This window comes from Pseudorhodoplanes sinuspersici, from assembly GCF_002119765.1.
GTDB classification, from domain to species: Bacteria; Pseudomonadota; Alphaproteobacteria; order Rhizobiales; family Xanthobacteraceae; genus Pseudorhodoplanes; species Pseudorhodoplanes sinuspersici.
Window position 1 is genome coordinate 1,458,786 of sequence record NZ_CP021112.1, and the last position, 13,580, is coordinate 1,472,365.

Genomic DNA, 13,580 nt, shown 5'->3' on the forward strand with positions numbered 1-13,580 from the left:
CTTGTTATATACTTAGCTCCCTAACCATTGTACGCTTCGCCGGCTGTTTGTCCATAGCCGGGCATCGGCGGAGAACGATCGGATAACGGGATCTGCGGATGGCAGGCACAACCCTTACGACACAGACGGATGATCGGGGCGTCGCAACCCTCATCTTGAATCGCCCTGAAAAGGCGAACGCGATCGATCGCACGCTGCTGGTCCTGCTACGCGACACATTGCAGGACGTCGCGGCATCCAGTTCGGTGCGCATTGTCGTGTTGCGCGGTGCGGGAAAGCATTTTTGTGCCGGAGCGGATCTCGGCGATCTTCGCAGCGGCGACACCAAGGCGACCGTGCCGGAATTGTGCGAGGCCCTGGATCGATTGCCCAAGCCGACAATCTGCGTCGTTCACGGCGCCTGTGTTGGCGCCGGGCTCGCGCTGGCCGCCTGTTGCGATACAGTGATCGCGACGCGGGACGCGCATTTCTCCATTCCGGAAGTCCGTCTCGGCATCGCGCCGGCGCCGCTGATGCCAGTGATGGTTCGCGCCTGTGGCGAACGCTTCCTGCGCCGTCATCTCTTGAGCGGCGGCCGTTTCGACAGCCTTGAAGCGCATCGCGCGGGGCTCGTTCACGAGATCTGCGATTCCTCCGATCTTGAAGGCATGGTCGCGCAATCGATTGACGATTATCTACGGGCGGCTCCCGGCGCGGTGCGGGCCGCGAAGGTGTTGCTGCAGCCATCATCCCGTATGGATCGAGCTCATTCGAGTCGCGAGCTCGAAGAGATTTTCGAAAAAATGTCGACCTCCCCTGAAGCAAAGGAGGGACTTGCAAGCTTCAGGGAGCGCCGCTCACCCGCCTGGTACCCCGGTTAGGACAACAAGAAATCGCCAAACAAGGCGTCAGAAATTCGAGAGAGGAAACACAAGGTCATGACACATCACCATATCTTCGCACGTCAACATGTTGTCCTGAAGCGTCTCATTGTGGGAGCCACATTGTCGTTGCTGACGCTCATTGCAGCGTCAGCGCTGCCGGCCGCCGCGCAGGACTGGCCGACCCGGCCGATCCAGATTGTCGTTTCATCCGGCGCGGGCGGCACCGCTGATATCCTCGCTCGCCTCATCGCCGAACAATTGTCGCCGGCGCTCGGACAACCGGTCGTCGTCGAAAACCGTCCCGGCGCCGGCGGGCATGTGGGCGCAGCCGCCGTCGCGCGCGCCAAGCCCGACGGCTATACGCTGTTGATGAGCGGCAGCCCGACGCATTCGGTCGGACCGCACATGTTCAAAAATCTGAGCTACGATCCGATGCGCGATGTGCCGCCGGTGGCGATGATTGCGATCGCACCGAACCTCTTGGTGGTCAATGCATCGCTGCCGGTCAAATCGGTGAAGGAACTGGTTCAATATGCCCGCGAGAAGCCGGGCCGTCTGACCTATTCATCGGCCGGGCCCGGCACATCCGGCTTTCTCGCCGCCGAACTCCTGAAAAAGAGCGCGGATCTCGATATGGCGCATGTTCCCTACAAGAGCGGACCGGAAGCCGTCACCGGCGTTCTGTCGGGCGATGTCGGGTTCATCTTCTTCACGCTGCCCTCGCTGCTGCCGCAGGTGGAAGCCGGAAAATTACGCGCTCTCGCCATCACCGGCGCAGAGCGCAGCGCGCTGGTGCCGAACGTGCCGACTGTCGCCGAGGCGGGATTCTCTGATTTCGAGGTGCTGGCATGGTTTGCCCTGTTCGCGCCGCGCGACACGCCGAAGGCGATTGTCGACAAGCTCAGCGCCGAGATCGGGACAATCGTTAACCGGCCGGAGATGCGCGCGAAAATGGCGCAACTGGGCGCCGAACCTCGCTACATGAATCCCGAGCAACTCACCAAATTCGTCGCCGCCGAGTCTCCCAAGTGGAAGGATCTGCTGAAAGACTCCAGCGCGGCCGCAAAGTAAATCCGTCAGCATCATGCGTCTCGCCGATTATTCGCTGCATCCTTACCGGCTGCGATACGCAAGGCCCGTGCAGTGGAGCGATGTCGTCGAAGACAGCGCGCCGATGATGCTGCTGCGCCTGATAGCCGACACCGGCGCGGTCGGTGTCGGCGAAATCACGGTGAAGCCGACCTGGTGCGGCGCGACAGCGCGAAGCCTTGCGGCTTGCATCGAAGAGATGTTCATCCCGCTGCTGCGGACACTCGACCTTGACGACCCGACGCTTGTTCGCGCCGCGCTCGACCGCATTCCGGAAAATCTCGCGGCGAAAGCCATCATCGACAATGCCTGCTGGGATCTTGTCGCAGCCCAGCGGGATCAAGCGTTGTGGCGCCTGTGGGGCGGCGCGCAGGAGATTGAGCTGTCTTGGGCCGTCACCCGGCAACAACCGGCCGTCATGGCGAAGGAAGCCGCGGCAATGGTGTCGCGCTATGGCTTTAAAACCTTGAAGGTCAAAGGCGGCCAGGGATTCAGCACGGACCTGCAGGGCATTTCCGAGATTCGCGCAGCGGTCGGTGACGATATCCAGCTCTATGTCGATGCGAATGGCGCTTACGCGATGGATGAAGCCTTCGATTACGCAAAGGCGCTCGCAGATGCCGGAATAACGTATCTCGAAGATCCCTGCGCTCTCGTTCCGGATGCCGCCTTCAAGCAACTCCAGCAAGAAAGCCCGATTCCGCTGCTGGTCGATTTCGGCTGCTGGTCGCCGCGCGATGCCGCGCTGTTCACGGCACAGGGCGCACAGACGCTGAGTATCAAGCCGGGCCGGTTCGGGCTGTCCTCTTGCCGGCAGATGCAAACCATCGCGCAATCGTCGAACTGCGGTGTGGTCGCCGGCCTGATGGGGGAAAGCGCACTCGGCACGCTTGCCGCGCTGCAGTTTGCGGCAACAATCCCGAGCCCGGCATTGCCCGCCGAACTAACCTGGTTCCTCGCTATGGAAGAGCAGGTGCTGTCAGTGCCGCTTGCGGTGTCTGACGGGAAAATAACGCTGCCTGATTTTGCCGGCCTCGCGTCGCTTGTCGATTGGGCCGCACTGAAATCCTGCGGCCGCCATGGGTAATCCTTGTGTATCAAAGTCGCTCCGTAGCGCACCGCCGAATGCTCATACTATCGTGGAGACCTTGCGCTGGAGGTTTTCAACATGGCGAAGATCGTCTTCGGAATGAATCAGTCGCTGGACGGCTATGTCGACCACGAGAAATTTGCGCCGGATCCCGTACTGTTTCGTCACTGGATCGAGCACGTGCGCGATCTGGCCGGCAGTGTGTACGGTCGCCGCATGTACGAGACTATGCGCTATTGGGACGAAGACCGTCCTGAGTGGACCCCGGAGCACCGCGAATTCGCGACCGCGTGGCGGCGCCAGCCGAAGTGGGTCGTGTCGCGCTCGTTGACGTCGGTCGGCCCCAACGCCACGCTTGTCGCGGGTGACCTTGAGACGGTGATCCATGACCTGAAGGCTCGGCTCGCCGGAGAGATCGCCGTTTCCGGGCCGGACCTGGCAGGAAGCCTGACCGACCTTGGTCTTATCGATGAGTATCGACTCTACTTTCATCCCGTCGTGCTGGGTCGCGGCACGCCATTCTTCGCCGGACCACGGCCGCCGCTCCGCCTTGTGGCCAGTGATTTGATCGGCAAGGACACGATCAGATTGACATACGTTCCCGCCTGATCACGCAACTCGCACCGTTGCGGCAGGTCCGCTTGGACCGTAAGCCGCGCGGCAATGACTAGTTATAGAGAGCAATCGGCGATTATTGGCGGAGAGGGAGGGATTCGAACCCCCGATACCCTTGCGAGTATGCCGCATTTCGAGTGCGGTGCTTTCAACCACTCAGCCACCTCTCCACTGGGGGCCGAACAGGGCGATGCCGCCCTCGGACGGGGCGTTGTTTAGCCAAGCCGCCCCGCCGAAACAAGGGCGGTCTGCAATGAAACGCCGCTATTTGCCCGCCGATATGATCCGCTCGCTGAAAATCGGAACATTCAGGCCGCAAAGCTCGAATCTTGCGAGATATCTGATCAGGAAATCGTTCAGCTCCATACGCGCCAGATGAATGCACCAGGACGAATGTGATCGCCGGCCTGAATCATAAAGCCTTTACAAATCTCGCCTATCAGACCGCCTCAATTTACCCTTCGAGATTCGTGTGATTCTGAAACGCATTTCCCTTGCGGCCAGGCTGAATCTGGCCGTTGCCATCCCCGTCGCACTGGCCTTTGCAATTGCCGCCGCTGCCTTTCTGGGTATTTCCCAGGTTTCACGAGATGCAAGGCTGGCCATCGGCTCCGGCCGAACGCTGCAGGACGCCGCCGAATTGTCGATGATGGCCGAACGCATCGGCCGGCTGATCCGGGAGCCCGGCTCACAGCAGGACGTGGCCAAGCGCATCACGCCGGATATCGACCGCCTGCGTCTCCTGGCATCGATGATGGCGGAAACTGTCAGCCAGCAGGACGCCGCGGCCGCCCGGAAGGTCGCCGCCGATGTCGCAGAACTCGATCAGTTCGTCCTCGGCACCATGCTCGCGCGTGGCAACATCACCGAAGCCCAGCAGCTCATGCCATCGGCTCTCGCCGCCTTCGCGCAAGCATCGACCCAATTTGCGATCCGGTTGCGAAGCATGCCGGCCGGCGATGCCGAGGAGCAGACCAACCGGTTCATCCGCAGGGCCGGCGCTGTGATCGAGCAAACGGGGATGTATGCCGGCGCAGCCGATCCGGCGTTATTCGAAGAAACGCGAAATCACGTCTCAGCCTTCAGCGACCTGATCGATCAGAACATCACAACGCTCAAGGCTGCGGGAACGGATGCGCGCACACTCTCCCGCGACATGGAGCGGGCACGGTCGAAACTCTATGGTCTTGTGACCCAGCTCGGCGGCGCTTCGGAACGCTTCGAAAGCCTGCGGCACAAATCCGATGAGACCCTGGCCCATGCCAGTCAGGCCGCCGCCCTGCTCAAGAGCAACAACAATGCACAATCGAAGCAACGGCTCGACCGTATCGCCGACTGGGCCGAGTTCATCGTCTTCGGTGCGATCATAGCGCTTGTCGTGGGTCTTGGCCTCGCCATCCTGCTGCCTGTCCTGGTGCGGCGTTCGATCATCCAGCCCTTGTCGCGCCTTGAGGAGGCGATGAAGCGCCTGGTCCATGGCCATACCGATGTCGTCATTGGCGAAACGGGGCGATCGGATGCGATTGGCGCGATGGCGCGTTCCGTTGTGGTTTTCCGCGACAGCATTCTCGAACGCGAAAAGCTGCGCAGTGACAAGAAACAGCTCGAGAAAAAATCGGCGCAGCAACGGCGGGACGACATTCAGAAGATTGCCGGCGAATTCCAGCACGCCGTCGGCAGCATGATCGATACGGTCTCTTCCGCCTCCAACGAACTGGAAGCCGCGGCCGCCTCGCTCACTGCGATCGCCGAACAAACGCAAACGCTGTCGGTTTCCGCGTCGAGCAACTTTCAGCAGGCCTCGGCCAATGTGCAGTCGGTCGCCTCCACCACCGACGATCTCGGTCTGTCGATCACGCAGATCGCGCGCCGGGCGCAGGAATCGAGTGCCATCGCATCGGAAGCGGTACAGCAGGCGCAGATCACCGATTCCTGCATCAATCGGCTGTCGCACTCGGCCGACCGCATCGGCGATGTCGTGAAGATGATCTCCTCGATCGCCAAGCAGACGAACATGCTGGCGCTGAATGCGACAATCGAAGCGGCGCGGGCCGGACAAGCGGGACGGGGCTTCGCCGTCGTCGCGCAGGAGGTCAAAACGCTGGCGGCGAATACCGCTACGGCGACCGACGAAATCGGCCGCCAGATTGCCGATATGCAGACGGCAACACAGGAATCCGTTCACGCCATCAGGGCGATCAATACGACCATTGCCCGCATCGCCGACATCTCGCGTGCCATTTTCGCTTCGGTCGAACAGCAGCAAGTGGCAACGGAGGAAATCGCCCGCAACCTGCAGCAGGCGACACACGGCACCAATGCGGTCGCCGGCAGCATTGCCGATGTCAGCCGCGGCGCGACCGCAACCGATTCCGCGTCGGCCGCCGTCCTTGCGTCGGCGCGGTCGTTGTCCGGCGAAAGCGCAAAGCTGAAGATGGAAGTGGAGCGATTTCTGGCGACCGTGCGGGCTGCGTAGCTGAGTTGCCTTTTGCGGCTTAATACTGAGTGTTGCTTTGATGGTCATTCCGGGGCCCGCCTTTTGGCGCGTCCCGGAAATGACGTGCGGGTTTGTGTATCCTTGTCAAAGCCGCGGAGCGGAGGTTGTCTGCATCAAAACGGTCCTTGTGAACCTGAGGTATCGGCATGCGCGTGGCGATCCACACACTCGGAACGAGAGGCGACATCCAACCCTATCTCGCGCTGGCGCTCGGGCTGATCGCGCGTGGTCACGATGTGCAGTTGACCGCCCCGGTTCAGTTCGAGGCGATGATTCGCGAGCGTGGCGTTGCCTTTTCACCGCTGCCTGGCGAATTTCTGGCGTTGCTCGACAAGCCCGAAGGCAAGGCCGCGATTGCGGGCGGCAAAGGCTTCAGCGGCGGCTTCAAACTCTTGAAGCATATCCGTCCGCTGATGCGTCACCTGCTCGATGCGGAATGGTCAGCGACAAAAGAGTTCGCCCCCGACATCATCGTCTACCATCCGAAGGCGCTTGGCGTCCCGCATATCGCCGAGAAGCTTGGCTGTCGGTTCATTCTCGCCTCGCCGCTGCCAGGCTTCACGCCGACATCGGCTTTCCCAACTCCGCTGCTTCCATTCGCTTCGCTGGGTCCGTTGAACCGCATCAGCCATGGCCTTGCCATCAAGGGAATGAATGTCCTGTTTGGCGGATTGCTTCGTGATTGGCGAAAGACAACGCTCGGGTTGCCGCCGCGCAGCACAGGCAAGACTACTCCCTCGGGAACGCTCTACGCCTACAGTCCGCATGTCGTCCCGGTCCCACCCGACTGGGGCCGCGATGTCCTGGTGAGCGGGTACTGGTTTCTCGATCACGACGATTGGCATCCGCCGGAAGATCTTGCCGCCTTTCTCAAGGCGGGCGAACCACCGGTCTATATCGGCTTCGGCAGCATGCCGGGATTGGACCCGGTCAGCACCGCAGCAACGGTGATCGAAGCGCTGACGAAAACCGGCAAGCGCGGCGTGCTGGCGACAGGCGGCGGTGCGTTGGCGCCACAAACTATTCCGCCCAACATCCATGTCATCCGCGAAGCGCCGCATGACAAACTGTTCCCGCATGTCGGCGCAACGGTGCATCACGGCGGCGCCGGCACGACAGCGGCATCACTTCGCGCCGGCAAACCGATGACGATATGCCCGTTTCTGGGCGATCAGCCCTTTTGGGCCCGCCGCATGTGGGACCTCGGCGTTGCGCCACCCCCGCTCGACCGGAAACATCTTTCGGTCGAGACCCTCGCGGCGGCGATTGCGGATATGGAGAACCCGCAGATGCGCGAACGCGCCGCTACGCGCGGCGCAGCCATTCGCCAGGAGCACGGTGTCACGGCTGCCATCGACTTCATTGAGGCGCACGCCGCGAGAAAGCAAAGCGCGTGAGCCGCGCTTCCTTCCGGGTAATTCCCGAAGGTTAAACTCCACGCCGGGAGCGGCCCGATCACGCGTCGTCCGCGCTTTCGATCGCGTGCGTCATGGCGGCAACGGCGGCTGCCTGCTTCAGCCCGGCATCCCGCACCAGCGTCCGCCATGTGTGGAAACTGAGGGCGAGATGCAGCATCGCGCGCTGCTTCACGCCGAGTTTCACACCAAGCGCCTCCTGCCAGGCTGCGACGTAAGGACTAAACTGCTGCATGCTGATTTCATGCGTCAACGCATGGTGCTCGGCGTCACGCAACACACAGGCCATCAAAGAGGCATTGCGCTCGTACCAGTCATAGATCGCGCGGAGACCGGTCGCGAGCCGCTCGCCGCGATCCGCAATATTACGCCACGGCGCGGCTTTGGGCAGCGGATCGCGCTCTTCCACCAGCCCCGAACAGGCCGCGAGGAGGCTCCGCTCGTCAGGGAAATGGGCATAGAGCGTATGACGCTGCACGCCCGCCCGTTCCGCCAGCATGCTGAAGGTCGTTGCCGCGGGTCCCACACTGCTGTGCAGTTCCACGGCCGCTTCGACGATGCGCTGTCGTGTCTCCGCCTGCTGCTCGGCCCGCTTTTTGAGGGTGTAGGTGCGTGCCATGGCATTTTCGATCTGACAATTTCGTTACACTAACATGTGCAATGAATATTGACAAGGGGGATTATTTAGGTACACATAACCGTGCAATGAAATTCAACGTGGTCCGCTTTCCTGGAGGAGACACGCCATGGACACGAAGATTTCTGAAATTGCAGACGGCATTTACCGGCTCTCGACCTTCGTCCCCGATATCGCCCCGCCGGCCGGCTTCACTTTCAACCAGTTCCTTGTTCTCGGTGACGAGCCGCTGATGTTCCACACCGGTCTGCGGAAGATGTTTCCGCTGAACCGGGATGCGCTCAGCCGTCTGATCGCGCCGGAACGCCTGCGCTGGATTGCCTTCGGCCATTACGAGGCCGACGAGTGCGGCGCGATGAACGAATGGCTCGCGATCGCTCCCGATGCAGAGGTCGCACATGGGCAGACAGGCTGCCTCGTCTCGCTCAACGATATGGCGAACCGCACGCCCCGCGTCCTGCAGGATGGCGAAGTGATCGATATCGGCGGCAAGCGCGTCCGCTACATCGATACGCCGCACACGCCGCACGGCTGGGATGCCGGCGTGATGTATGAGGAATCGACCAGCACGCTGATGTGCGGTGACCTCTTCACGCAACTCGGCAATGGCCCGGCATTGACCGGTAACGATATCGTCGGACCGGCGATCGCCGCCGAAGACCTCTTCAAATATTCTTCTCTCAATCCGGAGATGGGAACGACCATCCGCGCGTTATCCAAATTCTCACCGCGCACATTGGCCCTGATGCACGGACCGTCATTCTTCGGCGATGGCGCGGCAGCCTTGCACGCGCTTGCGGATGATTACGATCGGCGGATCAGTGGCCAGCACGTGAAAGCCGCCTAGCCGCGCCATTTTGCAAGGCTGGCCGCGCGCCAGACCACCGCCAATCCATTGCAATGCGCATCCCGTGAGGCATGCGCCACGGAGAAACTTTGCCATGAGCAACACCAACATGACCGGCTTGACCGCCACCCAGCATGCCACGCTTTTTTCGAGCGCAGCGATGCGTTGCAAGAAATTCGCCGCGAACCTGCATTGCCTGTTTCACCGTGCCGTCATGGCGCACGAAACACGCAGCACCCTGAACGCCTTGCCTGACGTGATCCTGAAGGATGTCGGCATCGCGCGCAGCGAAATCGATTTCGTGGCCAACGCCATCGCGTCCGGCACTTACCACGAAAGGCACGGTCCGCATGGCCAGTAAACGCCGCCGCGTGCTCGCACCACATCATCACTGGCCAGCAAAGAATCCGATCTGGAGGATGTCATGACTGCGTTTACGCATTCGGACAGATGCGATCCTGTCGAGGCCATCGGCAGACTTGTGGGGCCGCCGCCTTTGCTCGCACCGGACTCCATGCCGGATGGCGTGCGTCTGACGCGGCGATGGCGGCATGAGGCGATGAAAGGCGCGCTGCCAGCGCTGTCGGATCATGTGCTGGCGACCTACTATTCAGCACCGCGCGACCTGCATTGGCGGTCGGGCGAGAACCGCATCGTCGCGCGCGCGCAAATCGACTCGATCAGCATTATCCCTCAAGACCATGACGGCCGGTGGGATATCGCCGGCCCCATCGAAGTCTCTCACATCTTTCTGACCGACGCGCGGCTTCAGTCCTGTGCCGATGGCATCGCGAACGGAAAAGAGGTCAGACTGATCGACCGGGCCGGCTTTGCCGATCCGGTCGCGGCCGGCCTCATGCGCATGCTGAGCCGCGAATCCTCTCCGGATATTCAAAGCTCGCGATTGTTCCTGGATCACGCGATCGATCTCCTCTGCGTGCAGCTCATCAGATCGCATTCTTCCGTCAGCGCACTCGCGACGACGACGAAACGCCGTGGCCTCGCCGACTGGCAGGTGAAGCGCGTGACAGACTTCATGCGCGAGCGGCTCGATCAGGACATCAGTCTTGGCGAACTCGCAGGACTCGTGAATCTGAGCCGCCACCATTTCTGCACGTCATTCAGGCTGGCCACCGGGCAGACGCCACATGAACGCTTCATGCATCTTCGCATTGACAGGGCGCGCGAGATGCTGGCGGCATCGTCGGCCAGCATCACCGAGATTGCATTGGATGTCGGCTACGAAACGCCATCGGCTTTCACGGCGAGCTTTCGCAAGATCACGGCAATGACACCGTCCGACTATCGCCGTGAATTCAGCCGGTCATTGGCCGCTTGAGCACGAAGATGAAGCGAGCATCTTCATCGCCGCAATATCGCGACAGACGTCAAAACATCCGGACGGCGGCGAAGACCAGAGACGAATAGCTTCGCGGACATCGATGACATCCCGTCATCGACCAACCAGAGATGGAGACTATCATGATCACCAAGTTCAAGGCCGTGTTTGCTGCTTTCGTCGTTGTCGCTCTCGCCGCCAGCGTTGTCACCAACGCCAATGCATCCACCTCGCGCTACGAGCTGGAAACGCAGATCCACGGCAACAGCATCCGCTAATGCTTGTCGCATGCCGGCCGTTCAGAGCAGCGGCCGGCATAATTTTTTGACAATGCCAGCTCTTGGCATGATGCCGACGCGGCCTGCTGGCGACGAAACCTCACGCCGACCATCACGTTGCAAAGCTTACAGAATTACACCCGCTCGTCCCCGCACCCGACAACCGCTCTCACAACCCAAACAACCTCTCCGCGTTCTTCCCCGCAATCCGCTTTGCCTGATCGGCGGGTAGCGCGTTCACGCGCGCGAGGCAGCCGATCATGTCGCCGATATTGTGCGGATAGTCGGAGCCGTAAAGAACGCGATCGGGTGAACCGGCCACCGAGATGCAAAGCTCGAGCGCGCGCGGATCGTAGACCACCGTGTCGTACCAGATGCGCTGCAGATAATCGCTCGGCTTGTCCTTGATCACTTCGGCGCAGCCCGGAATCATCTCCCAGCAGCGATCGAGACGGCCGGCGAGATAAGGCAGGCTCGCGCCGCCATGCGAAGCGATCAGCTTGATGTTCGGATATTTGTCGAGAAAGCCCGAATAGATCATGCGCGTGAAGGCGAGCGTCGTGTCGGCCATGAAGCCGACCGGCGGAATGAGATTGAACTCATCCATGTGCTGATCCTTCACGCCCTGCGGCGCGCCGGGATGCACCAGCACCGGCCAGCCGAGCTTGTCGATCTCGGCCCAGACCGGTGCGAACTTTGGATTGGTCAGATCCTCGCCGTCGATATTGGCGATCACCATCACGCCGACCGCGCCGAGCTTGGCGCAGCGTGCAAGTTCGGCCTTGGCTTCGTCAGCATACTGGAATGGCAGCGAGGCGAACCAACGAATGCGATCGGGCTTTAAGCGCTGCTGCTCGGCCATCGAATCATTGACGAGTTGCGCCGCCTTCAGCGCCACCTCACGTCCGCCCCAATAGGCATTCGGGCAGGTCAGCGACACCACCGCGACATCGACCTTGGCTTCATCCATCTTCTTGATGCGCAAGTCATAGTCCCACATTCCGGGGAACAGCGTCATGAACGGCGCGTCGTAGAGATGCACCGCGTCCTGTCCGGCCTTGGTTTTCTTCAACGTGTATTTGCCGGTGCCGTTGGCGCGCAGCAGCTCGAGATAGTCAAGCGTGAGCATATGGGTATGGACGTCGATGACAGTCATGGATGTTTCCTCGGGACTTTTCTTGAATTTCTCTCAAAACGACGCATCGTTGGCGTATACGCCCACGAATTGCCGTTTTGTTTGCCTGATTGGGTCGCTTGGACCTTGGGGTGGCGTGAATGCCTATCGTATTCGATCTGGTCGGCCAACAGTGGCAGCGCAAATTGATCGTGCTGGCTGTGGTCGCTGTCGGCGTTTTCCTGACTATGGCGAGCGAGCCGGTATTTCCCGAAGACAGCCTCTGGCACGAAACGATCGAGCGAAGCGGCGTTCTGTGCATCATGATTGGAATCGTAGGCCGCACATGGTGCTCGATGTATATCGGCGGCAACAAGCTGAGCACGCTGGTGACCGACGGGCCTTATTCGATGACGCGTAATCCGCTTTACGTGTTTTCGGCCATCGCAGCTTTTGGCGTCGGCGCGCAGCTCGGCAGCATCGTGTTTGCGCTGGTCTGCGCGGCGGCCACGGTGGCGATATTCGCGATCGTGGTGACCCATGAAGAGCGTGCGCTGGCGCACCGCTTCCCGGACGAATTTGCCCTGTATCGGGCGAGGGTGCCGCGTTTCCTGCCGAATATCTGTCAGTACCACGACGCCGAGGCCATTCTGGTTCGGCCGTCGCTGGTACACCGGACGTTTCGAGACGCCCTGCTGTTCCTTGTGGCGGCGCCTGCGCTCAAGGGCCTGGAGGTCCTGCGGGACACCTGGCTGATCGCCCCGCTTTTTCGGCTGTATTGAGGCCCATTTCCTTGACTCCGGGCCGCTAAGCCCCCATAAACCGGCCAACGGCGGGCCCTTCGGGGCCCTTTTCGTGCTTTCTGGCACGTTGGCCGGACATCCTTTGCCAAGCCGAAAAATCGCAAAGCAAAGACCTAAGACTGGAAAAAGCCGGTCCGGCTCGTTGAAAGACGAGTTTGCGAGCACCGGGATCACGAACACGAGGGAAAAAACGATGTTCGCAGTCATCAAGACCGGCGGCCTGCAATATTCGGTTGCCGAAGACCAGACCATCCGGGTCGGCCGTATCGAGGGCGAACCGGGCCAGATCATCCAGATCGGCGATGTGCTGATGCTGGGCGGCGACAAGCCGGAACTGGGCGCCCCGCTCGTCTCGGGCGCCTCCGTAGCGGTCGAAATCGTCGAGCAGAGCCGTGGACCGAAGGTCATCGCCTTCAAGAAGCGCCGCCGCAAGAATTCACGCCGCAAGCGCGGCCATCGGCAGGACTATACCGTCGTCCGGATCAGCGAGATCCTGACCGGCGGTGCGGCCCCGACCAAGGCCGCCAAGGCCGCCAAGGGCAAGCCCGAGCGCAAGGCGAAAGCCAAGCCGGCGGAAAGCGAAGCTGCCGCGTCCTGAGCAAGACAGGGCTGCAGAGCGAAAAGTTGAGATGATTCCCGCGCGGAATCGGGTTATACGTCTTTCGAACGAAGGATTTTGAGCCATGGCTCACAAAAAAGCAGGCGGTTCATCCCGTAACGGTCGCGACTCGATGGGTCGCCGCCTCGGCATCAAGCTGTTTGGCGGCCAGGTCGCCATTCCGGGCAATATCATCGCGCGCCAGCGCGGCACCGTTTGGCATCCGGGCGCCAATGTCGGCCTCGGTAAGGATCACACCCTGTTCGCGCTAACCGCCGGACGCGTCGAGTTCAAAACCAAAGGAAAAGGCCGCACCTACGTCTCGGTCGTACCGATGGCTACGGCGGCAGAATAGACGGCGAATCTCAAATGAGGTCCGCCGGTTCACAAGTCGA

At 61.2% G+C, this 13,580-nt stretch carries 15 protein-coding genes and 1 tRNA gene; 13 read left to right on the plus strand and 3 right to left on the minus strand.

The window, feature by feature from the left end; genetic code table 11:
* Positions 1-98 precede the first annotated feature (98 nt).
* The 4 genes from CAK95_RS07190 (at position 99) to CAK95_RS07205 (ending at position 3,651) form a co-directional block, all read left to right on the plus strand.
* Positions 99-860, plus strand: coding sequence for an enoyl-CoA hydratase/isomerase family protein (locus CAK95_RS07190; protein WP_086087296.1), 762 nt, complete (start codon positions 99-101; stop codon positions 858-860).
* Between the two features lie 57 nt (positions 861-917).
* A complete protein-coding gene (locus CAK95_RS07195) occupies positions 918-1,934 on the plus strand; it encodes a Bug family tripartite tricarboxylate transporter substrate binding protein (RefSeq protein WP_086087297.1) in 1,017 nt (338 codons plus the stop codon).
* Positions 1,935-1,947: 13 nt separating this feature from the next.
* Positions 1,948-3,039 carry a mandelate racemase/muconate lactonizing enzyme family protein gene (locus tag CAK95_RS07200; protein ID WP_086087298.1) on the plus strand — a complete coding sequence of 364 codons (1,092 nt, stop codon included), beginning with the start codon at positions 1,948-1,950 and terminating at the stop codon, positions 3,037-3,039.
* A gap of 81 nt (positions 3,040-3,120) precedes the next feature.
* Positions 3,121-3,651 carry a dihydrofolate reductase family protein gene (locus CAK95_RS07205; RefSeq protein WP_086087299.1) on the plus strand — a complete coding sequence of 177 codons (531 nt, stop codon included), beginning with the start codon at positions 3,121-3,123 and terminating at the stop codon, positions 3,649-3,651.
* Between the two features lie 86 nt (positions 3,652-3,737).
* On the opposite strand, the gene CAK95_RS07210 is transcribed toward CAK95_RS07205, so the two are convergent.
* A tRNA-Ser gene (locus CAK95_RS07210) sits at positions 3,738-3,827 on the minus strand.
* 302 nt (positions 3,828-4,129) lie between these two features.
* Between CAK95_RS07210 and CAK95_RS07215 the strand changes: the two genes are divergently transcribed.
* A complete protein-coding gene (locus CAK95_RS07215) occupies positions 4,130-6,133 on the plus strand; it encodes a methyl-accepting chemotaxis protein (RefSeq protein ID WP_086087300.1) in 2,004 nt (667 codons plus the stop codon).
* Between the two features lie 167 nt (positions 6,134-6,300).
* The gene (locus CAK95_RS07220; RefSeq protein WP_086087301.1) at positions 6,301-7,551 is read left to right on the plus strand and encodes a glycosyltransferase; all 1,251 of its coding nucleotides are present in this window, start codon (positions 6,301-6,303) and stop codon (positions 7,549-7,551) included.
* Between the two features lie 58 nt (positions 7,552-7,609).
* Here CAK95_RS07220 and CAK95_RS07225 read toward each other — a convergent pair whose 3' ends face one another.
* Positions 7,610-8,188, minus strand: a complete 579-nt coding sequence (locus CAK95_RS07225; protein ID WP_086087302.1) for a TetR/AcrR family transcriptional regulator — start codon at positions 8,186-8,188, stop codon at positions 7,610-7,612.
* A 127-nt stretch (positions 8,189-8,315) separates the two neighbouring features.
* On the opposite strand from CAK95_RS07225, the gene CAK95_RS07230 reads away from it, so the two are divergent.
* From CAK95_RS07230 to CAK95_RS30165, 4 genes are all read left to right on the plus strand, one after another.
* Entirely contained in the window at positions 8,316-9,053 is a 738-nt protein-coding gene (locus CAK95_RS07230) for an oxygen-binding di-iron domain-containing protein (protein WP_086087303.1), read from the plus strand.
* Positions 9,054-9,147: 94 nt separating this feature from the next.
* A complete protein-coding gene (locus CAK95_RS07235; RefSeq protein WP_086087304.1) occupies positions 9,148-9,414 on the plus strand; it encodes a DUF1127 domain-containing protein in 267 nt (88 codons plus the stop codon).
* A 63-nt stretch (positions 9,415-9,477) separates the two neighbouring features.
* Positions 9,478-10,392, plus strand: a complete 915-nt coding sequence (locus CAK95_RS07240) for an AraC family transcriptional regulator (RefSeq protein WP_245303655.1) — start codon at positions 9,478-9,480, stop codon at positions 10,390-10,392.
* Positions 10,393-10,535: 143 nt separating this feature from the next.
* Positions 10,536-10,670 carry a hypothetical protein gene (locus CAK95_RS30165; protein ID WP_280949852.1) on the plus strand — a complete coding sequence of 45 codons (135 nt, stop codon included), beginning with the start codon at positions 10,536-10,538 and terminating at the stop codon, positions 10,668-10,670.
* Between the two features lie 169 nt (positions 10,671-10,839).
* Here CAK95_RS30165 and CAK95_RS07245 read toward each other — a convergent pair whose 3' ends face one another.
* Positions 10,840-11,826 carry an amidohydrolase family protein gene (locus CAK95_RS07245; RefSeq protein ID WP_086087305.1) on the minus strand — a complete coding sequence of 329 codons (987 nt, stop codon included), beginning with the start codon at positions 11,824-11,826 and terminating at the stop codon, positions 10,840-10,842.
* 119 nt (positions 11,827-11,945) lie between these two features.
* Between CAK95_RS07245 and CAK95_RS07250 the strand changes: the two genes are divergently transcribed.
* The 3 genes from CAK95_RS07250 (at position 11,946) to rpmA (ending at position 13,540) form a co-directional block, all read left to right on the plus strand.
* The gene (locus CAK95_RS07250) at positions 11,946-12,566 is read left to right on the plus strand and encodes a methyltransferase family protein (RefSeq protein ID WP_086087306.1); all 621 of its coding nucleotides are present in this window, start codon (positions 11,946-11,948) and stop codon (positions 12,564-12,566) included.
* 214 nt (positions 12,567-12,780) lie between these two features.
* Positions 12,781-13,185, plus strand: a complete 405-nt coding sequence (gene rplU / locus CAK95_RS07255) for a 50S ribosomal protein L21 (RefSeq protein WP_086087307.1) — start codon at positions 12,781-12,783, stop codon at positions 13,183-13,185.
* Between the two features lie 85 nt (positions 13,186-13,270).
* Positions 13,271-13,540 (plus strand): 50S ribosomal protein L27, encoded by a 270-nt coding sequence (gene rpmA, locus CAK95_RS07260; protein WP_086087308.1) that lies wholly within the window; start codon positions 13,271-13,273, stop codon positions 13,538-13,540.
* The last annotated feature ends 40 nt before the right edge of the window (positions 13,541-13,580 follow it).